The sequence below is a fragment of the Spiroplasma tabanidicola genome, from assembly GCF_009730595.1.
Taxonomy (GTDB): domain Bacteria; phylum Bacillota_I; class Bacilli_A; order Mycoplasmatales; family Mycoplasmataceae; genus Spiroplasma_A; species Spiroplasma_A tabanidicola.
Genome location: NZ_CP046276.1, coordinates 545,490 through 568,600, shown reverse-complemented (window position 1 = coordinate 568,600; position 23,111 = coordinate 545,490). Strand labels below are relative to the sequence as shown.

Annotated in this window: 19 protein-coding genes and 1 tRNA gene; 2 read left to right on the top strand and 18 right to left on the bottom strand. The window is 22.4% G+C overall.

Annotation, left to right across the window (positions count from 1 at the left end; all coding sequences use genetic code 4):
- Window positions 1-92: 92 nt before the first annotated feature.
- Window positions 93-2,042 carry an ABC transporter ATP-binding protein gene (locus STABA_RS02635; protein ID WP_156006254.1) on the bottom strand — a complete coding sequence of 650 codons (1,950 nt, stop codon included), beginning with the start codon at window positions 2,040-2,042 and terminating at the stop codon, window positions 93-95.
- A 97-nt stretch (window positions 2,043-2,139) separates the two neighbouring features.
- Window positions 2,140-2,751 (bottom strand): RdgB/HAM1 family non-canonical purine NTP pyrophosphatase, encoded by a 612-nt coding sequence (gene rdgB, locus STABA_RS02630; protein WP_156006252.1) that lies wholly within the window; start codon window positions 2,749-2,751, stop codon window positions 2,140-2,142.
- An 86-nt stretch (window positions 2,752-2,837) separates the two neighbouring features.
- On the opposite strand from rdgB, the gene STABA_RS02625 reads away from it, so the two are divergent.
- Window positions 2,838-3,644 (top strand): phosphotransferase family protein, encoded by an 807-nt coding sequence (locus STABA_RS02625; RefSeq protein ID WP_156006250.1) that lies wholly within the window; start codon window positions 2,838-2,840, stop codon window positions 3,642-3,644.
- Between the two features lie 13 nt (window positions 3,645-3,657).
- Here the strand turns inward: STABA_RS02625 and STABA_RS02620 are convergent, their stop codons facing one another.
- From STABA_RS02620 to dcm (STABA_RS02570), 11 genes are all read right to left on the bottom strand, one after another.
- Window positions 3,658-4,413, bottom strand: coding sequence for a DxFTY motif-containing membrane protein (locus tag STABA_RS02620; protein WP_156006248.1), 756 nt, complete (start codon window positions 4,411-4,413; stop codon window positions 3,658-3,660).
- Between the two features lie 167 nt (window positions 4,414-4,580).
- A tRNA-Gly gene (locus STABA_RS02615) sits at window positions 4,581-4,654 on the bottom strand.
- Window positions 4,655-4,777: 123 nt separating this feature from the next.
- Window positions 4,778-5,563 carry a MurR/RpiR family transcriptional regulator gene (locus STABA_RS02610; protein WP_156006246.1) on the bottom strand — a complete coding sequence of 262 codons (786 nt, stop codon included), beginning with the start codon at window positions 5,561-5,563 and terminating at the stop codon, window positions 4,778-4,780.
- A 32-nt stretch (window positions 5,564-5,595) separates the two neighbouring features.
- Window positions 5,596-6,519 (bottom strand): tRNA (adenosine(37)-N6)-dimethylallyltransferase MiaA, encoded by a 924-nt coding sequence (miaA, locus tag STABA_RS02605; RefSeq protein WP_156006244.1) that lies wholly within the window; start codon window positions 6,517-6,519, stop codon window positions 5,596-5,598.
- 258 nt (window positions 6,520-6,777) lie between these two features.
- Complete coding sequence (locus STABA_RS02600; protein ID WP_156006242.1) at window positions 6,778-7,332, bottom strand: hypothetical protein; 555 nt, start codon at window positions 7,330-7,332, stop codon at window positions 6,778-6,780.
- A 146-nt stretch (window positions 7,333-7,478) separates the two neighbouring features.
- A complete protein-coding gene (locus STABA_RS02595; protein ID WP_156006240.1) occupies window positions 7,479-8,141 on the bottom strand; it encodes a hypothetical protein in 663 nt (220 codons plus the stop codon).
- Window positions 8,128-10,629, bottom strand: coding sequence for a GmrSD restriction endonuclease domain-containing protein (locus tag STABA_RS02590; protein WP_156006238.1), 2,502 nt, complete (start codon window positions 10,627-10,629; stop codon window positions 8,128-8,130). The genes STABA_RS02595 and STABA_RS02590 overlap by 14 nt, the downstream gene beginning before the upstream one ends.
- Window positions 10,630-10,632: 3 nt before the next feature.
- On the bottom strand, window positions 10,633-11,952 hold the full coding sequence (gene dcm, locus STABA_RS02585; RefSeq protein ID WP_156006236.1) for a DNA (cytosine-5-)-methyltransferase: 1,320 nt from the start codon (window positions 11,950-11,952) through the stop codon (window positions 10,633-10,635).
- A gap of 586 nt (window positions 11,953-12,538) precedes the next feature.
- A complete protein-coding gene (locus STABA_RS02580) occupies window positions 12,539-13,234 on the bottom strand; it encodes a hypothetical protein (RefSeq protein ID WP_156006234.1) in 696 nt (231 codons plus the stop codon).
- Window positions 13,227-14,231, bottom strand: coding sequence for a DUF262 domain-containing protein (locus STABA_RS02575; RefSeq protein ID WP_281349616.1), 1,005 nt, complete (start codon window positions 14,229-14,231; stop codon window positions 13,227-13,229). Before STABA_RS02575 ends, STABA_RS02580 begins: the two co-directional genes overlap by 8 nt.
- A 396-nt stretch (window positions 14,232-14,627) precedes the next feature.
- Window positions 14,628-15,785, bottom strand: coding sequence for a DNA (cytosine-5-)-methyltransferase (gene dcm / locus STABA_RS02570; RefSeq protein WP_156006230.1), 1,158 nt, complete (start codon window positions 15,783-15,785; stop codon window positions 14,628-14,630).
- 50 nt (window positions 15,786-15,835) lie between these two features.
- On the opposite strand from dcm (STABA_RS02570), the gene STABA_RS02565 reads away from it, so the two are divergent.
- Window positions 15,836-17,212: a MutH/Sau3AI family endonuclease gene (locus tag STABA_RS02565; protein WP_156006228.1), complete on the top strand. Its 1,377-nt coding sequence runs from the start codon at window positions 15,836-15,838 to the stop codon at window positions 17,210-17,212.
- A gap of 605 nt (window positions 17,213-17,817) precedes the next feature.
- Here the strand turns inward: STABA_RS02565 and STABA_RS02560 are convergent.
- The 5 genes from STABA_RS02560 to STABA_RS02540 all read right to left on the bottom strand — a co-directional run bounded on the left by STABA_RS02560 (window position 17,818) and on the right by STABA_RS02540 (window position 22,932).
- Window positions 17,818-17,997 (bottom strand): hypothetical protein, encoded by a 180-nt coding sequence (locus STABA_RS02560; protein ID WP_156006226.1) that lies wholly within the window; start codon window positions 17,995-17,997, stop codon window positions 17,818-17,820.
- A 372-nt stretch (window positions 17,998-18,369) separates the two neighbouring features.
- Window positions 18,370-18,636: a 30S ribosomal protein S15 gene (gene rpsO / locus STABA_RS02555; RefSeq protein WP_156006224.1), complete on the bottom strand. Its 267-nt coding sequence runs from the start codon at window positions 18,634-18,636 to the stop codon at window positions 18,370-18,372.
- Window positions 18,637-18,841: 205 nt separating this feature from the next.
- A complete protein-coding gene (locus STABA_RS02550) occupies window positions 18,842-20,056 on the bottom strand; it encodes a DNA methyltransferase (RefSeq protein ID WP_156006222.1) in 1,215 nt (404 codons plus the stop codon).
- Between the two features lie 31 nt (window positions 20,057-20,087).
- Complete coding sequence (locus STABA_RS02545) at window positions 20,088-22,424, bottom strand: hypothetical protein (RefSeq protein ID WP_156006220.1); 2,337 nt, start codon at window positions 22,422-22,424, stop codon at window positions 20,088-20,090.
- Between the two features lie 148 nt (window positions 22,425-22,572).
- Window positions 22,573-22,932, bottom strand: coding sequence for a hypothetical protein (locus STABA_RS02540; RefSeq protein WP_156006218.1), 360 nt, complete (start codon window positions 22,930-22,932; stop codon window positions 22,573-22,575).
- Window positions 22,933-23,111: the final 179 nt, after the last annotated feature.

Sequence of the window (23,111 nt, the reverse complement as noted above, 5' to 3'; positions counted from 1 at the left end):
ATCTAAAAAAATAGTTAATACAACTATTTATAAGATAAAAAAACTTTTTGATATTTATTTTATAAAATCAAAAAGTTTTTACTATTTATTAATTAATGTGAAATTTCATATAACATTTTAAATATTCCTTCTTGTTTAATTAATGTTTCATAATTTCCTGATTGAACAACACCTTTATTAGGTTCAATAACAAAGATCTTGTCGAAGTTTTTAATCGTACTTAATCGGTGAGCAATAGAAAATGTAGTTCTACCAACCATTAATTTTTCAAGTTCACTTTGAATTTCTTTTTCAACTTTATTATCTAAAGCACTAGTTGCTTCATCTAAAATTAATATTTCTGGGTTTTTTAAAATTAATCTTGCTATTACTAATCTTTGTTTTTGTCCACCTGATAATTGACTTTCTCTTTCATACAAAATAGTTTCATAACCGTTTTCAAAAGACATAATCAAATCATGTAGTTTTGCTTTTTTTGCAGCTTCAATAATTTGATCATTTGTAACGTTATTTAATCCATATTTAATATTATCATAAATTGTTCCGCTTAAAATTTGAGGTTCTTGATCAACATATCCAATTTTATCTAATCAAAACTTTAAGTTTAAATCTTTAATATTAAACTTATCATTAACTATTACATCTCCAGTTGTTGTGTCATAAAATCTTAATAAAAATTTTGCAATTGTTGATTTTCCACTTCCAGTTGGTCCAACAAACGCATAACTTTTTCCTTTTTCAAACTCTAAATTAAAATCTTTTAAAATGACTTTTTGATCATCTGGATATCCAAAGTTTAAATTTTTAAATTTTATATTTTGAATTTCTTCATTTAAAATCATTTCTTTATGTTTATCAATTGTTATTTCTTGATTTAATAATTTATAAATATTTTCTGAACTAGATTTTGCACTTGGTATTTGTGATAAAACCATTCTCAAATCCAATAATGGCATAGTCATAACAATAACTCCAGAGCTAAATGTTGTAATTATACTTATTAAAGTTTGAGACTCATCAAAGTATAATAATACTCCAAAGATAACACTTGCCATTGAAAAACTACCAACACCCCCAATAATTAATCCTGAAGGAATTTCAGATAGTAATAATTTAAGTTTATTTTTTTTATCAACTTGTTTTGCTTTATTTTCAAAATAAGTTTTTTCTTGATTAAATGTTCCACTAGCTTTTATTAATCTTATACTATAAATTTTTTCGCTCATTTCATTTTCGTAATTTTTTGTAAGAGAATTAATATTTTTAGTTGCTTTAATTGACAATAATGAAAATAAAAATACTCCAATCATACATACTACTAATAAACCAAATACACATAAAGCAAGTTTTCAATCAACTGCAAACATAATTATTGAAGAAATTGTAACAATAAATGCAGTTCTTATATAACTAACTGTTGAATCTTTTATATATTGACCAATTAAACTTGTGTCTTTAACTAATGAAGTAATTATTTCTCCTGTTTTATTTTGACTAAAATAATGTAAATCTTGATCTATTAATTTATTTAAAAATATTGTTTTTAATTTAGTTTCATAACTTCTTGCAATCAAACCACTTAATAAATAAATAAAGTATGACAAAACAACTACTACAACAATGTTTAAAACCATTCATAAACAAAAATTATAAATATCTAATTTTAATCCTAATAATTCAACATAAAGTTTAGCACCATCATATTGAACATAATCATAAAATAACTCATGAATGATACTTTCAATAAACTTACTATCTTGTTTATAGTTTGCTAAAATAAATGCTATTTCTTCAGGTGATTTTCCTATTTTTTCTAATAAATCGTATAAAACACTTTGATTAGTTGAAGAACTAACTAATGTTTTTGATACTAAAAGTGATGTTATATATTGCACTATTTTAATATTGATAGTTGCTAATAAGGCTGCTGCAAAAATAAGTAGTATTAGAAGAATAGTTGCAAATTTTTTATCTAATAAAGCTCTTCTAACATGTGCTTTAATATTTGCATCTTTTTTTGTTTTAAATGACAATTCTTTCATATTATCGCCTCTAATCTATAAGTTTCAATTACACCTTCTTGTTTTATATGAAACAAGTTAATTATAGTTTTAGATTGCAATAATTTCAATGATTTTATTAAAATTTATAATTATTTTTTAAATGATTTGCTAATTTTTTTATAGCTATACTTCTGTGACTTAATTGTTGTTTAATTTCAAATCCTAATTGAGCAAAAGTTTTATCATATCCATTTGGAATAAATACCTTGTCATAAGCAAAACCTTCACTTCCAGCTTGATCAAAACCAATATATCCATCAACTTTACCTTCAAAAATCTCACTTATATTTGAATCAGTATCAATCATAGCTAATGTGCAGTTAAAATAAGCACTTCTCTTTTCAATAGTATTTAAATCATTTGCTTTTAAAATATCTAATAATTTATTATTTATAATGTTTCAATCGCTTATATTTTCTCCAGCTCATCTTTTTGAATGAACTCCTGGAAATCCATTTAAATTATTAATACATAACCCTGAATCATCTGCAATAATTATCCCTTTAACTAAATTAGATAAATATTTTGCTTTAATCATCGCATTGTCAACAAATGTAATTCCATCTTCAACAATATCTATATTTTTATCAATATCTTTTAAAGTTTTAATTTCAAAATAATCTAATAAAAAATTAAACTCTTTTATTTTATCTTCACTATTAGTTGCTAATCATATTGTTTTTTTCATATTATCTATCCTTTTTTATAATTTGTTTGTAAAAATATTTAAGTTCTTATTTATAATATAATATTTTTAGTTATGGAGATACAAATATGAATTTTAATTTTAAAGGTCTAACAAATGACATTAAAATCGATAATTTAAAAGTAATAAAAGTATCTAAAGATATTAGTGAAAAATATTTAGATAAACAAAATGAAATAAATGTATTAATTGCATTTATGAGTGCAAAACAAGAAATTATGATAAAACCAAGAACTATTGATTTTGAAAATAATCATTTAGTAAGTAGTTTTAAAATATTAATTAATTATAAAAGTCTAGAAGAAATTGAAATTAATCATCAAATCATTGATTTAGTAGTTAATGGAATTAATCAATTTCATGATATTAAATTTGATTTTAGTTTTATTAAAAGATTTAACTATGCTGACTTTTTAAAATTTTTTAAAGAAAATATTAAAAAACCATTATATGACTTAAGTCAAAATATCAACAAAGTTTTAGAATATGCAAATGATTTACAACAATTGCCAGCTATAATTAGTCATAATGATTTAGTACCGGGAAATATTTTGATACATAAAAATAATGATTTGAAATTTATTGATTATGATTATGTTCAATTAAATGATAAGTTCTTTGATTTAGCAAGTTTTATAACAGAGACTTTAAATGATAAAAAAGATTTAATAGATTATTTTGTAAAAAAAGCAATAAAAAATAATTTAATAGAAAAAAATGAATTGCATATCTTAAATAAATGTATTGCTTATCAAGATGTATTATGAACTTTATGAGCAAATTATATGTATGAAAATACAAATGAGTACATCTATTTACAAATTGCACAAGAAAAATATCAAAGATCAAATGATAGATATGAAATAGTTATATAAAAAATTGAGTTTATTATTTAAACTCAATTTTATTTTTTTTATTTTCTTTTTTTTGTTGTTTTGCTCTTTGTAATTCTTCTTTTTTATCTAGTTTTTTAATAATACGATTTTTCTTTTCTTCTTCTCTTTGTTTTTGTAATTGATATTCTTGTTCAATTTTTAAATCAAGCTTTGCTTTAAGTTCATCAAATTTCTTTTGCTTTTCTTCTCGTTTTTTAATCATTAAATTATAAGATTCAATTCTTTTAATCATTTTTTCACTTAATGATTTACCTTCTCGTTGATCTTTTAAATAACCTTCAACTAACTCTTTTCTTTTAAACTCATTATTTCTTGCAATATAAGTTAAAAATACTCCTGCAGTTACAGCAACTACTGCTGATAATAAAATAATAACTAATTTAATAATTATAAATATAGTATTATTTTGTTTAAATGCATACCCTAATAAAATTAATACAAAAAATACAATTGCTATTGTTACTACATAAGTGAAGTTATCTGCTTTATGACCATTTAAGTGATAGATAAAACAAGTACATAAAACACTATAAATTAAATAAATTATACATACTAAAAATACATAACCAATGATTGGATGAGGTAGATTTTTATTGAAAGAAAATGAGAAGTCATTTCCTATCAAAACTCAAATCAAAATACCTGGGATAATACACTCAATTAACAAATACCCTACACTTACAAAGAAATCCGTTCTTTGATCATTAAAGCTTTGTCACATATTTTTATTATTTTCATCTTTTTTCATAACTTTACCTTTTATTCTTCTATTTTATCAAATATAAAATTAAAAAAATAACACAACAATAATTTAAAATAAATATTATTTTTTATAAAAAAACTCCACGTTTATCAACATGGAGTTATACTCTAACGTCAATTGCATTGACCAATTTATATTTTCGCTCTCTTAAATGGAGCGGGTGAAGGGAATCGAACCCTCACAGTCAGCTTGGAAGGCTGAAGTTCTACCATTAAACTACACCCGCAAATTGAGTACATTAGAATAATATACTAATAGACTATATATTTCAACTAAAATGCACTATTTTTTTAATATTTTTTTTAAATTATTTTTTTTGATCAATGAAACCAAATAATTGTATTATCTACTACCCTACTAATCTTATATTTGACATAGTAGTTCCATCAATTTTTTCTGCAATTAATAAAAATAAAGTCATTAATGCTTGTGCTCTATATTTATAATCACCACTTAAAGCGTAGTTTATAAGGATTTTTTTTCAACCATTTACATCAGGTATTTCTTCAGTGTGATTATTTGTTGTAATAACATAAACATTTTTTGTGATTTTTTCAAGATATTCTAAAATTCTTGAAAGTGTGATTGTATCTCTTCCGGTCATAATAACTAAAATTAATTCATCTTTAAAATCAACATGTCTTACAAGTTCTAAGTTTATAGCACTATCCATAACATGAACATCAATTCCTTGATTTCTTAAGATATTTTCAAAATGTCTAGCTGCAGGACTTGTTTGAAATGATGGTGCAATTCATATTTTTTTCTTAGTATTAATTTGTTTTGCTAATTCTAAAATAAAATCAGCAGAAGACATTGCTCAATCATTAATTACCTCTAAAGATTTTGTATCTAATTCTTTATAATTTATTTCTTCTTTAACAGGAGCAGCAACCATTGCATTTTCATATTCAATCTTTAATCTAATTGCAAGTTCTTTATATCCTTCGCATTGAGCAGCTTTAGAAAATTGCGTGATTGTAGACATAGAAACATAACATGCAACTGCTAACTCATTTTGACTTTTAAAAATACCATTATTAAAATCTTCTAAAATTTGCTTTGCAATTAATTTAAAAGTGGTATTTTTATTGTCTTTTACAAGATTTTCGATTCTTTCATATATAGATATCATCCAAATCTCTCCTTATAAACATTCCTTGTTAATTATATTCTTTTTTTTACAAAATTTACAATATCTAGACACATTAATTCAAAGTTTTTATAGTTATGTGTAAATCAATTAGTCTCTTTTAATTGATTTTTAAACCATGTGATCTGCCTTCTTGCATATCTTCGATTATTTCTTTGCATTAAACTAATTGCTGTTTGATAATCATATTCTTTATTTAAATAACCAATAATTTCTGGACCACCAATACATTTAAGGGCTTGTGCATTTTTATTTTTATCGTTATCTATCCATGCTTTTTCTATCTCTTCAAATAATCCCATATCAACTAATTTTAAAACTCTTGAGTTAATTTTTGAGTGTAATAAGCTTCTGTCAGGATTTATTCCTATAAATAATATTTTATCATAATAAAATTCTTTATTATCAACTATTAAATCACTTTTTTTTATTCCATTAAGCTCATATATTTCTAAAGCTCTTATAATACGATAACGATTATTAGGATGAATTTGACTAGCACTAATAGAATCTTTTTGATTTAATATTTCTCAAAGTTGATTGTTATCTAAATTATCAAATTTTTTGTTAAATCCAGGGATATGATCATCACTTTTAAAGTTATATTTTCTTAATAAAGCATTTATATATAAACCAGTTCCTCCAATAATAATTGGAGTTTTATTGTTTTTTAAAATTTTTTCAATTGCTTTTCTACCATCTTTTTGAAAATCAGCAACTGAATAAGTTTCATTAACTTTTTTAGTTGATAATAAGTGATGTTTTATACCTTGCATTTCTTCTGTGGTTATTTTATTTGTTGCTATATCTGTTCCACAAAAAATTTGAGTTGCATCAGCATTAATGCACTCTCCATTAAACTCTTTTGCTAACTTGATAGATAAATCTGTTTTTCCACTAGCTGTTGGACCAACTATTACAATAATAGTAGAACTCATTTGAAATCCCCTTTTTTATTTAATTTTTTAAAAATACTATTTATTAATAATACACTTAAAAAATAAAATAAAAAAAAATATTTCCACCCGCTATAAAATGCATGAGATAGGAAATACTAATTTATAGAGCGGTTTTGAACACTCACGCAAACTTAAAGAATAACAAATATTCTTGGTGTCCCGAAGGACAATATAATTATACAATATCAAATAATAAAATGAAAATAAAAAATACCTTCATAGCGAAGATATCTTTTATTATTTTTTAGGTTGTTGTGTACGGATTTCAATGTTAATTTTTTTAGGTTCAACAACTGAAGGTTTGAATAAAACAGTTTTTTTAGATTTTGCTAATGCATCACCAGGAACTTTAACTTCTTTCATAAAGTTGTAAATTTCTCTTGTGTCTCTAATTCCTGTAACAACAGCTGTTCATTGTTCATCAGCTTTACGTTTAACTTTAGCATTCATTCAGTGTAATGCTACAATGTTGTTAACATCATCATATTCACCTTCTGGATCAATCAAAGCGTTAACTCATCCAAATTCTGATTCCAATCCATATTGATTAAATTTAATAATTGCTCCTGCAACATCTTTTCTATAAATAGCTGCATTTGTTGCTGATACTGGATCTGCTTTTTCTCAAATAAATTTTGATTGACCTTCTGTTAACTTAATTTCTTTTTGTTGAATTTTATTAGGTTTTGGGTCACTCGCTTTTTTTCTTGTTTGAATGTGTTCAGATCTTTTTGCGTTAGATGCAGCACGTTTAACCGCTGCTTTATCAGGTCCTTTTTTTGTAGTAGCCATCTTTTCGCACCATCTTTCTAATGTAAAACATATATTGATTTTAATTTGATTTGGAGTTAATCTATTAAATTAATTCCAAAACATAAGTTAATTATACACTAAATTATTGCTTTTTACTAATGTAATGTAATTATTTGTTTACATTGCTAAATTCTACATATAATTTTATCATTTATAAAGTTATATAAATCTTCTAAATCTTTTCCAAAATCATCAATCACTGAGAAAAAATCTTGATATCCACATTTTTTACATTGTTTTATAATATCTATGCATTTAACTTTTTCTTTCTTTTTATTATTAAACTTTATATATAAAGTTTCATCTTCTTCAAATAACGAAGCAAGTTTACTAATTATGCAACTATAAAATATTTTTTTTGCTTGTTCATACTTTAAAAATATATTTTCTTTTACAAGCTCAAAAAATATATTATTAGGATTAAATATATTTTCAAAAGATAAGGCCTCTATTTTTTTAATTAAATAGATATTTTGGTTGTAGTTACTTTTAACTATTAGATCAAAAGAACATAATACATCAATATATTGTCTTATTGATGATTTTGAAATAGGATAGTTTCTTGTAGTTGATGGAGTAATATTTTGATCACCGCACATTAAAAAATATTTTCCATTTGAATCTTTTACTTCTAGTTCCATAAACTTTTTATTTTTCGGTATAGATGAGTAATATTCAAAAAAGTTATATAAAATAGTATAAATTCTTGTTCCCATTTTTCAAAAAACAAATCCATTGTCATTGTCGAATAAATCTATTATTTTTTGAGCTTGACTATGTAAGTTCATATATTTTTTCTATAACTATGTTTGCTAATTTAATAGTTCTTTGTTCAATAATTTCAAAAGTGAAATTATTGATTGTTAACAAAGTATCAGAATCAACATTGAATGGGATATTTGAGATTGGAATATCTAATTTTTTATATATTTCTTTTTTCTTTTTAAATGGATAATTTTTTAACTTTGAATTATCTTGTGAATTTATCAATAGCAGATTACCTAACATATTTAAATGAGTTTTATATATATCTTCTGCTTTTTCATCGTATTTTTTACCGCTATTAGCCATAAATTTTCATTCATCAGTCATTTCTTTAGGCATTATATGCTCAATAGAAGGCTTTTTATACACTTTTCATTGTTCTCCATTTGAATTTAAATTTAATCAATACTTTTCAATTCTACGTAAAAAAACTTTAATTATATTATCATCTTTTAATTCACTCTTTTCAATTGAATCTAAAGCTTGTTGTTTTGGCGGTAATGTGTGTTCCATAGATATAAGTAATTTTTCATTTTCTTTATTAGGAGCAATTTTTGCACTAAATCAATCTTTTATAAGGTTTGGTAAATTTGTTTTGAAAGTACTATAATTTTCGTATGTTTTTAAAAACTTTATAAGTTTTCCATAAACCGAGTTTTTAAAAGATTGTCCTGTACCTTTAACTTGTAAAAGCATTACAACTCATTTTTCGATTTCAAATAAGCATGCTTTTAAATATTCTTCATATTGAAAATATAATCTTCTTTCATAAGAATTTCATGAATATGAACTATATACATCAAATAAATAAAATAATAATATAGTGAAATCTTTATGAGTTATATTTGTCAGTTCTTCAAAAAAGTTATAATATTCACTATTTTTTTCAATATAAGAGCTTGTTATATATATATTTTTATAAATATAAAAATATCTTCCTAAATCATTGCAAATAGATTTGTAATCATTTAAATCAATATTATGTCTATAATGGAGCTCTTTAAAAACTTTCAAAATACTTTTTTTATTTTGTTGAATTTTACCTTTAAAAAATGGACTAATAGTATTTTTATAATTTAAATAATTAAAAAGAAATGTTTCATATCTTTTAGATTGTTCTTCTTTATTACCCTTGTATTTTGTAACATTATCTAAATTGAAATATTTATTTAATTCCTTTGTAACATCACTTGTATGTAGATTAAATATTTTGTCATCAAGCATATTGAAAATATAATTTTTAATCATATCAAATGTATCTAGTTCTTTACCTTTTGAATTTAAATTTTCAAATATTTCCATTTCGTTAGTATTATCATCATCAAAGACAATGCAAGATAATATGAAATTATTATAGTAATAGTTGTAAATCAATAATAAAGTTTCTATATCATAAGAATTCAGTTCTCTATAAAAAAATTCATAATTACTTATAACACCGGCTTTTTGATATAAATTTAATTCATCTTTAAAAGCATTTTGATTTTTGAATCCCTTTAAAACTACATAAATACCATTTTGACCACTATCGTTATTAGCAGTTAAATTTACAAACTTTTTTCTTATTCTACGATCACTATATTCATTATTTTCTTTATATTCAAATAAATCTTGCAACTCTTTAGGAATTTTAAATAAAGGATTCAAGAAATCTTCATATTTTTTTTGTTTAAATAAGTCAAAAAAAGCTTTGAATAATATCAAAGAGGTAGTAACTCTTTGTTGACCATCTATTAACCTAATATTTTTTTCTTCGTTTATCAAATTAATATTTTCAATTTCAACATCTTCATTTATATCGCTATTTAGAATTCTACAAGCTAAAGCACCAAAATATATTTGTTCTTGAGTTCTAAATTTAGAAATCAATTGATTTATTAATTCTTGGCATTCTTCTTCCCCTCACCTATAATCTCTTTGGTATGAAGGAATAAAGAAATTATTTTTATCACTTAAAATTAATTCACCTATTGAGATTTTTTCTAATCTAATTTGGTTATTTTCATATTTAAATTCTTTTGCATCTTCTAAATATTTGGTCTTATTAAGTTTCTTATAGTATATATCATCAACAAAAGAATCAATTTTTATTTCTTTATCTTCTAATGTATATAAACAAAAATGCAAAATTTTTCTTAAGCACATTAAGTAATTTAATTTAGTCGAAAAAGTTTGTGAGGATTCACCATAATCAATTTCATTACTATCATGAAAATTACTATTTCTATCTCTAATAATAAAATTTATAGATGCTTGAACATTATTTGGTATTTCAATTTGATATTCTTCTTGAAGTAACATTGCAAAGTCTCTTCTTAAAACGTACAAAGATCTTTTTGAATTTTCATCTTTAGTAATTTGCTTAAATAATCTTTCTAATAATTTTGATGACTCTGCTAGAACACCATAAGATCCAGCTTCTACTATATTATCTTCAATGTTAGAAATAGATTCATAAACCCATAAAAATTTATTATAATTTTTTATAAACTCAAAGTTTTTACTTACCATAGTCTACCCTTCTTTCATTTTTGCTAACATATAAAAAATTACCACAAGAACATTTACAACTATTGAATTTCCAGCTTGTCTATATAAAATTGCCTTGCTTAAAAGATTTAGATTTTTCACTTTTTCAAAATCTTCTTCAAAAAACCCCATTAAAGAAAAAACTTCTCTTGTTGTTAAAAGTCTATAATTAGCTTTACTCTTATCAATATTTTCCAAAGCGGTTTTTTTTAAATCAATTACTCCGGCATTAGGATTTCTATCTTGCTTTGTTGTAATTGTTCTACAAATATTTAAAAAAATACCGTTTTTTTCAAAATACTCATTGTAATTATAACATTTATTATTTTTAGGTATTTTATTTAAAGTATTTAAATTTTCACTATATAATTTTTTGTTATCATAAAACATTTTTTTTCTACTTATAGTTTTATTAGGAATGGAATTTAATGCTTCATCATAATATTTTTTTATTTTATAATCAATTTTCAATACCTCAGACATTTTAAAATTTAAATTGTATTCTTTCGTTATATCCTTAGGTATATTCTTTTCGATAATTTTTTTTGTAGTTGTATATGTATCCAAAAATAAATTATTTTTTGGACTCAAAACACTTAGAGCATAAACTCTTTCGCGATTTTGTGGAACTCCATAATCTCTAGCGTTTAGAACATATGTTTGTGTATTGTATCCAATTTTTTTTAAAAATTTTAATCAGTCTAAATAATCATCTTTATGCTTTTGAGATATCATATTTTTAACATTTTCTAAAAGTAAATATTTCGGCAATCTATTATGTTTTTTTAGTTTTGAAAGTATTCTTTCAATCTCTCACAACAAACCACTTCTAGTTCCAGAGCCTTTTTTCATGCCTTTATTAAATCCATGTATACTGCCAGCCGCAGATAAATCTTGACAAGGAAATGAGTAAGTTAATAGATCGAATTTTTTAATTTTTTCTAACAATTTTTTTTCATCAATACTTAATATACTACCTTGATTATTAGAATTCTTATATGAGCTATATAATAGTTCTCTTACTAATCTCGGTTTTTTAAACAAAGTTTCTATATTCATAGGCTTTTTTGAATCATTAGAATGTGTAAAGTTAGATAAAAAACTATTAATTTCTTCGTCGGATAAATTTTTGGCTATATTCTTATTATTATGATGTATAGAATTATAACTTATGTTAGCTCAAATGTCTCATTCACTAGTTGCAACTATTTCGTAATCCAATATATTATTTTGTTTTAAAATATCTAAAGCTTTTCTTTGAGCTCCTATTCCTGCAAAGGTTTCAAAAACTTTTATTTTTTTCATGGATTTCCTCTTATAACTATTTTATTTCTAATTATTTTATAAACGAATTACTTTATAACGTTATTGTATAAAAAAAATAACCTAAAATTGAGCTATTATTTGAATATATTTTACAACTTATTTAAATTTATTTATATCATACAATCAGAAATAAAGAAATTCTTTTTTCTTAGAAAATTAAAATATGATTCCAAAAATTTCAAATAATAATAAATATTATTATATCAATTACTTATCTTGAAACTTTATTTTATATAGTGTAGTTGTATTATTTATTAATATATTTTTTTATTAAATAATTTAATACTAAAAATACAATAACCAATTTTATTTTTTTAATTTTTTTATTAACAATGGATTTTAAACATTTAAATATAAAAACTTATTATATGTGAATGTTTAAAATTTTGTGTTATTACCAATAACTTTTTTTCATAAATTCTTTTATGAGAAATAAGATTAATATTAAATGCTTTTTTGTTAAATAAATTTAAAGTTAACTAGTATAAAAAATTATAAAATTGAAGAAATATTAGTATATTGAATTAAATTATATATAATAGATAAAATTTAGATTTAGGTATTTTTATTTACTTATAAAAAAATTATTTTTTATTATATTTAGTACTTCTAAAACTTTTAAAAATCAACTCTCTAATTTACTTTGCTTATAAATATTATTATAAAAATTATCATCTATTTGTAAATTATGTACGGCTTTATTCCTATAATTCGACAATTCATTTTTATAAAAATCTTCTATACTTGTAACTTCAATATTTACAACTTGACTTCAATCATCTTCTACACCTAATTCAATCTTTAATTTTTTAATTTTTTTTGCATTTTCTATAAGTTTACTTATTTTATTTTGTGTTAGCAAATGAACAAAGTCATCTTTTAAGTATTTTTTTACATATGAGAAGTCTTTATCAAAAAACTTGGAACATAATTTTATCATTTCATTAAACTTTTGAAAGTCTTCTTTGTCAGAATAATAATCCTCTATTTTAATAATGATACTTTCTTTTTCTTGAAAAAAAATTAATCTTTGAAGTATAAAGTTTTTGAAATCCTCATCCGCACACTCTAAATTATCAAAATTATCAACAATGTGTTTTTTTAAATCATGTTCAAAATAAGAAAAGACTAATATTATTAATTCAATCAAGAAAACATTTACTTTCTCATTGTCATTTTCATTTTCAATTATTTTTATTTTTTGCTTAATATAATCTGTAAATGTAAGTTCACTTTCAAAAACAATAGACATTTTAATCACTTTCCATTATTCCTTTAATAAGTTTTTCAAAAGTTTCAAATCTTTTTATTAAACTATTTTTATTATTTGTATGTATTTTTAGAGAATTGCTAAAATCATTGTCATTTAACATAATATCTGCAAGTTTTTCAATAATAACTTTTTCTTTTTTTAAAAGTTTTAAACTATCATATTTTCTTAAAACTGACATTTCTATTTCAAAAACACCTCTATTAATTTTTGATCCTCAGTTTTTTTGATTTGAATTAATATTTTTTTCGTATACTTTGAATACTTTTTCTTTAAACAATTCTGCTACTTTTTTTATTGAATCTATGAAAATACTTTTTAATTCATCTATTTTATCATAACTAAGTTTATTTGCCTCATTCATAAATTCATTCATACCAATTGAAATATTTTTATAATTATTAAAATTATTGTTTTTATTATATAAATCATCAATATAAAAGAACCTTAATATTAATTCTTCATCCAACATTCTATTTCTCATATTCTCACTTAAAAGTGATCTATAGTTTATTTGCAAATATGTTGATAGCTCTTTCAAAAGATCTTTAAAAGCACCTTTATATAAACAATTTCTTAATTCTTGTGCATTCAACATTGTAGAACCTTTATTTAATCTTGAAAATATATCAAATTTTAAAAACTCTGAAGTTTCTTTTCCCAATATTGTAAATTGCAAAATTACATTATTAAATTTTCTTTTTATTACATCAGAAAAATCTTCATAAGTTTTGCCATTTAGTTCACTTATAGCGTTTAAGTTTTTTAGATTAAATTCATTGTTAAAAAACTTATAAATCGTTGTTAATCTCTGTTGACCGTCTATAACTTCTCAATTTTCCAAATTATTTTCATAAACAAAAATATTAGGTATAGGTATATTCAATAATAAAGACTCAATAAATTTTGAAGCATTAGTTTCATTTCATACATACTTTCTTTGAAAATCAGGTTGTAATATAATTTCTTCTCTTTCAATCATAGATATAATATCCTTTAAAGATTTATCTTGTCTTTCTCTATAAATCTTTCTTTTATCATGGTCAAAAATTAAATCTGCTTCTAATTCTTCATCTATAAATTCAACATCATTTTCATCAAAAATGTTTTCATTTTCTAAATTATTAGCTTTTTTTTATATTAACGTATTTTTTAATACACTTTTATTTCCCATAAATTCTCCTATATTTTTATATATCATTATTATAACAAAAAAATGATAAGTACTTTTAGGCTTAAATAAAGTTCATAAGTTTTCGCTATCCAAATAAGCTTATAATACATTTTAATAAAACATATATCATAATCTTATTATTAATTAACTTTCTATATTAAAAAAATAACTATTTTTAAAAAACTAAATAATTTTCAATTGTTTTATATTTTAAAATAAATCAATAATACTTTTTGCTAATCTTTCTATTATTTCAATAACTAATGCATTACCCATACAAAAATATCTTTTCTTTTCAGATGCTATTGTTTCTGTTCAATTGTCGGGAAATCCATTAATTCTTTCAGCTTCAATTGGTGTAATAAATCTATATTTATTTTTTACTTTTATAATATGCGTAGATCTATTCATAGATGTTTCGCTAGTTATAATAGTTCTTGCTTGCTTATTTATATCATCATAAAAACTCATAGATCCCTCAGTATAAAAATACTTTTCTCCATTAGGTCTTATTCTTTCGATTGATTTTTTTCCTTTTAGATATTTCATTTTTTCAATTTGTTCATTTGATAAAAAATATTTTTTATCAAAATTTTCTAATAAAACATCATTTAATATCTTTTTTTTACCATTAAAAACAGGATTATAATCGTACATCCTAACAATACCATTTATAAAAGTACCTTTATTTAAAAACTTTCCTTTTTTATAATTATTTGAAGCATCAATTTCATTTGGATATTCATCTATTAAATCAAACTCAACAGGTTCAATTTTAGGTGTACTTTTAAAATGCTTTTCAAATATTGACTTTTTATATTTAGATTCACTTTGTTTTCAAATAAAAATAAAAATTCTTCTACGTCTTTGAACCATCCCATAGTCTGCAGCGTTAATAACTTGTCATTCAGCGTTATAACCTAATTTATGAAGTCTTATTAACATAATAGCAAAGTCTCTACCTCTAAGAGATGATGGAGACTTTAATAATCTATCCACATTCTCTAATAATAAAAATCTAGGATTTTTATTTTCTATTATTCAACTTATTTCTCATCACAATACACCTTTTTTACCTTCTATTCCTTTAGCATTTGTAGCTGCAACTGAATAATCTTGGCAAGGAAAACCCCCTACTATCAAATCAGGATTATTAGGTATTTTGTTTTTAGCATCAACTATGTTTTCATTTATTGCATTTTCATTACCAAAATTATTAACATAACAATTAAAAGCATGTTGCATTTTTTCATTAGGTTCTCATTGATTTACAAACACAAAATCAAATGCATTTTTATTAGCTCTTTCTAAACCTAATCTAAAACCACCAACTCCAGCAAATAATTCAACAACAGTAATTTTTTTCATGCAAACCTCATTCTAAAACAAATATAATATTAACATAGGCAGGTAAAAAAATGAATAATGATCAGAGTAATAAACTATTAAAAATACAAGAAATTCTTGATAAAGCTAGAAAAATTATTGGAATAAAATTTAAAGACTTATGAGATATAGATTTTAATCAAAAAGATAAAGGAAGTATAGGTAATTTAATTCAAGAAAAGCTTTTTAATATATCAAGAAACAGTAAAAAAGAACCTGATTTTTTAGATTTAAATATAGAACTAAAAGTAATACCTGTAAAACAAACTGATTTAGCAAATGAGACTAAAACTCATATCTATAAAATAAATAACAAAAAATATAAAGTTGCTCCTAAAGAAAGAATGGTTTTAAATTTAATTAATTATGAAATCTTAGATAAAGAAACAAAATTTGAAGAAAGTAGTTTATTTTTAAAGAATAAAATAACCTTAGTTATTGTATATTTACATGATTTTAACTTACCCAAAGAAGAATGATTTGTAATAGATGCATTTATTTATAATATAAAACAAAATGAACAATATGAAATAATCAAAAAAGATTGAGAAATTATTAAAAACAAAGTAAATGATGGTTTAGCACACGAGTTATCAGAAAAAGATACAGATCTTTTAGCAGCTTGTACAAAAGGTAGTTCTGCTAATAGCGTTAGAAATCAACCACATAATAAAATATTAGCTAAGCAAAGAGCATTTTCGTTTAAGATACCATTTATAAATAGTTTAATAACTCAATACAGAGATCAAAAAGAAATTTTTGAGTTATTTAGTGAATACAAAAAAGAATATAAAGTTGCCTACGATTATAATGAAGTAATTTCAGAACTAAAAAAATTAATTGGCACAGATTTAAGTAATTATGGAAACTGGAATGCTTTTGGTAAAAGTCCTCATAGAAATGCTTTTAAAGAGTATTTAAAATTAAATAACAACTTGCTTTTTGACTATTTAATTAGCACTGATTATAAAATAGTTTGTAAAGTTTTAAAAAACAATAAAATACAAGAAGAAATAGGTGCACAACATGATTTAAATATTTATGATACTATAAATAATAACTTTTATGATAGTGAATTCTATAGTAAAGTAGTTTTGTTTAAATATATTGTTATTGGGATAAATAAAGAAAATAAAACTATTGAAAGCATTTATGAATATAGTTTTTCAAATGATGATATTGAAACTTTAGAAAAAGTTTATGAATTAACTAAAGATGAAATATTAAGAATAATGAACTTAGATCAATCTGATAGAATAAAACCAAATTTTATTCAAAAAGGAGATGATTTATTAGTACATTTAAGACCACATGCTAGTAAAGGAATAAATGTATACAATAAAAGTAGCCTTAATATAACAAGACAAACATGGTGAATAAATAAAAACTTATTTAAAAAAATAAAATAATGTAAAAATTTCAATATATTTTTACATTATTTTATATATAGCACAATGCAGATTCTTTATAAGATTAATCATAAAGTATGAATGATTTAAAATAAATTAAGATTTTTATATCAAATAAATTTATTTATATTATTTTTTAGATATATCAACCTGATGAAAATATACTATCTTTTTCTTTTTCTTTTTATCTCAAAAATAGAACTTCTAATTACAATTGTCACTAATATAAAACCAATAACAAGTGATGTTGGCAAAACCCAATTATTATTAGATTTACTTTCAACATTTTCTTTTGTATCTTGTTCAGTTTCGTATAAAGTATTTTCTTTTGTATTTGGTTCAATATTATTAGAATTTTGATTATCACTTGGTTGAGATTGTCTCCTGATTGACTAGAATCATTTGATTCTGAAGGATTTATTGGATCTGGTTCTTTTACTATAACTTCACTAAATATTTGTCCATTATATAGATTATTTTTAAAGTTACTATTTACTATTTATTTAAAGTTATCTTTACTATGACTTCCCTCACTTAATAATTGAATTATATGTCCATCCATAGCGTGACCAAATTCATGATTTAAAATAGCATAAATATTTGCACTACTTCATCATTTTTTTTAAGCATTGATCATTATCAGTTTCTTTTTTAAAATTATTTAAAGAATATTCTGTATATACTATATAAGTTGTTTGTCATTTTGCAAATGTTTCTTCAAAAAATTCTTCATAATTTGTTAATCCATACATAGAAATATTTATTGCATTAGATACTAAATACATATTAAATAAATAAGAATTATCTTTAAATTCTTGTTCTTTATCTTTATCTCCTATTCTGACTCTAAAATTTATATATCTATTTTTAAGTTATTTATATATTTGTTTTGATTAATATTTGAATGCTTATATAAAAAGTATTGTAATGATTGTCCCGACCACATTAAATCATTTTTATAAATGCTAATGTTTGATGCTTTTGCATAGTTTACAACATTATTGAAATTACTAGTGTTTTTATAAATAATATAGCTTGTTGAACTAAAAACTGATGCAAATATAATAAAAATAAAACTTGTAAATAAATCGCTTTAAAATGAAAAACTTTTTTTAAAGATAAAATAAAAACTTACTATAAATAGTAAGTTTTTAAATCTATTTTCTAATCCCTAATTTTTCAATAACTGCTTTATATCTATTAACATCTTTTTTAAGTAAGTAATTTAATAAGTGTCTTCTTTGAGCAACTTTTTTAACTAAACTTCTAATTGATGAATAGTCTTTTTTATGTTTTTGTGAATGTTCTTGCAAGTTTTTAATATCACTTGTAAGTAATGCGATTTGCACTTCTGCTTTTCCAGTATCTTTATCGTTACTTCCAAATTGCTTAACAATATCGGTTTTTTCCTTATTTGAAACCATGTATTTCTCCCTTTATTTAAGTCTCTATTTTGATTGAATGGGTTTAAACAAAGCATAAATACCTAAAGGGTTAAGATCTATGCAACGTATAAACATCAATACAAGAAATAGTATATATATTAAAGTAGGTTATGTCAAATTTTTGCATAAACTTATGATTTATATTAGTGCTGAAAAACTCAAAATTAGTTCTAATGTAAATTAATTATATTTTTTTAAATACATAAATTTTGTCAATTCTTGTCGATTTTCCAGCTCTTTGGCCCATTGAATTTGTAGCTTTTTTGTTTTGATCGATTGGATCTGTATATTTTTCTATAAGTTTTAGATTTTTAATAATTTTACTTATTTTTTCTTTTCACATATCATCAAAAGAATATATTGTATTTATTCTTAAAACTTCACCAATAACTATAACAAGAGTAGAGTTTTTATCCATTATTTTGCTTATAGAAGTCATATAATTTATCATAAAATTAACATAATTTGTTAGATTATGTTTATCATCCAATCCTATATTATTATTATCAATTTTATCCTCAAAACCCAAAAGTCACATTTTAATTCAGTTTTGTTGAGTGTAGTTAATTATATTAAGATATGGGGGAGATGTAAAAATAAGTTTTGGTTTTGCATCTATATAATTTGTTATATTCAAACTATTACCATATACGATTTTTGCCTCTTCATTAGAATATTGAGAACTTCCAATAATGTATTTCGCTCTTTTTTTTATTTTTTCAAAAATATCATCAACAGGCTTAATTAAATCATGTTTTTTAGCATATTTTATAACATAATTTTTTGACATCGAAATACAATTACTCATACTTAACGAGAAATATATACTTTCTCCGTTTTTCTTGGCTGGACCATGCATTAATCCCAAAACTATTGCTAATATATAATTATCAACATCATTTATGTTGTTTCAATTTCTTCCATATTTATATTTAATAAATGTTAGTTGCCTCAAATTTTCATCACTATAAAATACTTTTAAATTTTCATCCAATATAATCGCTTCATTAAAACTATCATAATTTCTCTTTCAAATATTTATTTCATTTTCGATAATTTCTCACGAGTAACTTTTGGACTTCGCCCTTGACAATACATATGCAAAAGGATTTAAATCAATTCCAAAAGCTTTTCTTTTTAACAATCTTGATTCAAGTATAGTTGTTCCTCTACCCGAAAAAGTATCAAATACATAATCGTTTTCTTTTGAAAATTTTTTTATAAAGTAGTTCGCTAGCCTCGGTGGGAACATTGCCACATATGAGCAAATTCTATGTGTTTTATCTCCTCACATCCTTGAATAATTTTTTCAAGTTATATCTTTTTTTAAAACTTTTTTCTTATTTTTAAATATTTTTCTTATTTTTTCATATATAACTTCATTGTTATCATTTGGCATTTTTTTCTCCTTACATCGTAAAAATATTAATTTAATTAACAAAATTAAGAACTTTTTTTAATATAGTTTTTAAAAAATCAGTTATTGAGTCCAAATAAATAATCCCACTAAGTTCATATACTCTTTGCGCAAACATTGATTTATGAATTAGCCTATTTACAATTAATGAGTTTTTTTTATATTCGTCATCAAATCATAAAATTTTATTATCATAATAAAATTTAATCAATTCAAAACATTCGATAACCTTTCTATCTTCTATTCCTAAAATTTTTTCAGTTATAATAAAGTTTATGAAATCATCTCACTCTTGTTTTGTGGTAATTTTTTTATATACTTCATTTAAAATATTACTCCCATTATAACTGGTACCAAAAAAATACTTATTTAAAAACTCTTTATTAGACATAATATCCTCTTTTGTTAGAATTTTTGATTCTGGATGAAATGTATTTTCTACATAACAACCCATAAAACAGTCAAATATTTTTCTTACGTCTTCTATGAAAATATTTTTATCATTTTCGTTTAATTTTTTAAAATTATTGAACCAATCTTTACCATTTGTAATCTGATTTTCTTCTGTTTCGAAAGGTATTTTACTTAAAATTTCATTTAATTTTGTATCTATTATATTTTCACTCACTATATTACAAATTTTTTCATCAAATTCTTTTTTTTCAAACTTTTCAATATTTTCTAAGTAAAAAATGCATAGTTTAGAAAATATATAACAATTTATAACTTCTATAGTAGTTCTAAGTAATGAGCTAAAAATAATTACAGATATATCAGAAACTAACAATTGATTTTTAAATTTTTTAATTAATTCAAATTCTTTTAGTCAAATATATTTTATATTTGATATTAAATTATTTTCAGAGTTATCATATTTATATTTAAGCGAATTATTTTCTAAAGTACTATCTATATCTTGAAAATCTGTAACTATTACTTTTATTTTAACATCTTCTATTAATTCAGGATTTATGCTTCCAATTTGTTCCAAAGATATGTTATAAATATTATTTTTAAGTTCCTCGGAATCATATCCCAAAGGAAAAATTAGTTGACGAATTTTTTTACCGGATTCCGTTATATCACTATTTTTAGATGATCTAGTTGTGATTTCTTTGTTATAAACGGCATTTGTAATCTCTTTTAAAATTTTTTGTACTACGTCATGATTATCTATAAAAGTATTTTCCGTTTTTCTTTTTATTTTGATAATACTTGAGTTATCACTTATTTTTTCTTTGTCTTCATAAACAAACTTTATAACTTTTGATAATGATTTTTTAGTTAAATCTTTATCTAGTATTATTAAGTTTGTTTTTGCCAACTCAAGAGCAGAAACAGAAAAACCACTTATATCTTCTGTGTCTATTTGTAAAAGTTCTTGATTTTCATCATTATATAAAATTATTTCAGAAGTATCAATATCCCCATTTTCTGTATCACCAAATTTTATTTTTTCATTATCTTTTTTATCCGCATTTCATGCATTTATACACTCAACAAAAAAAATAGCATTATTTAAATCAGAACTTGTTATTGTTTTACCAATAGTATTTTCAATTTTTTTGTTTATTACTTTTCAATCAATATTTTCACTTCTATTTTTCGCTTCTATAACAAACTTTACTATTAATGAATAAATTTTTTTTAATATAAGACCTCTTGGTCAATTCATTTTTCCCTTTTTCTTGCCAAAGTGTCTAGAATTCAAAACTTTATTTAATTGCTCCATACCTGTTTTTGAAATGAAAAAATTATAATCTAATACTTTGCAAGATATACTTAATCCAATTTTGGGATTCTTATCATATTCTTCACACTTTGCTAAAATTTTTTTAAAATTATTTATTTTAATTTTTAGGATAGTCTCTTTTTTTTGATCATTATTAAAATTAGTTTTATTTAAATCTTTTTCTAGCTTTTCAGTAAATTCTTTCAAATACTTTCTAGAACTATTTCTGTCACTTAATAAATCAATTACTAGAAGTCTTCTATTTCCTTCAACAACATAATAAATATCTTTTGATTTACTATAATTATAATTATCCAACCATACCGGTCTTACAACAAACATATCATCAATAGATGAATCGAAACCTTCCATCATTGATTCAATTAAGTCATAAGTGAGTTTTGGAGAATCGGCTGGTGCTAAAAGTTTTTTCATATTTTCCCTATAATTTTCTTTATACATATCACTTTCTACACCCATTAAATTTTCATTAATTATAAAGTCTTCTGATCCGATTTTTTCAATATTTATAAAAACAAGATCGGTATATCTTGGGTTTTTTCCTCATAATCTAAGAGTTTTTATAGAAATAGTTTTTTTTAAAATTTTATCATCCATAGTTATCGCCTCTTTTCTCTTAATTTTATAATATTAATAAAAAAAATAAATACAATTATTTATAAAAGTTTTTTATTTTCTTACCAAAAAACAAGTTCCAATAATAAATGGACTTAAAATTGGTATTCAAGCACATATCAATCATTTTCTATCAACTTTTTTCTTCATTTAAATAGATTTTTGAATTGCTTAAAAATGTAGCGCCAAGCCCGGCAGTTGTAACAAGATTTAAAAATACAAAAAACCCAGTAACACAATATTTTATAGCCATTAACTTTGTATCATTTGTTGAGTTATTAAAGCAAAAAAATCATACAACAAGACCTATTGTCATAATCATAAACACAATTACAGAACAAGTTCGACCTCCAATAAATGAATTTTTGTTTAATTTATTATTTATATAATATTCATATCTATCATTATCATCAAAACCTTCTTTTTTAAGAGCATCTGCATATTTGATAAATAATAACATACTAAATGTTGGTAAAATAGTTATTACCATTAAAAAAGCATTTGCTATTACAAAGATTTTTAATCGATATAGTGAGTGATGTGTTTTTTTTATAATAAATTTTGTAAAAAATAAATATGTAAAATGAGTAACTATAAAATATATTCCAGTATAAAAAAGAATATATTAATATCATTAAACATGATTTATGTTTTGACCAGCTTTAGCAG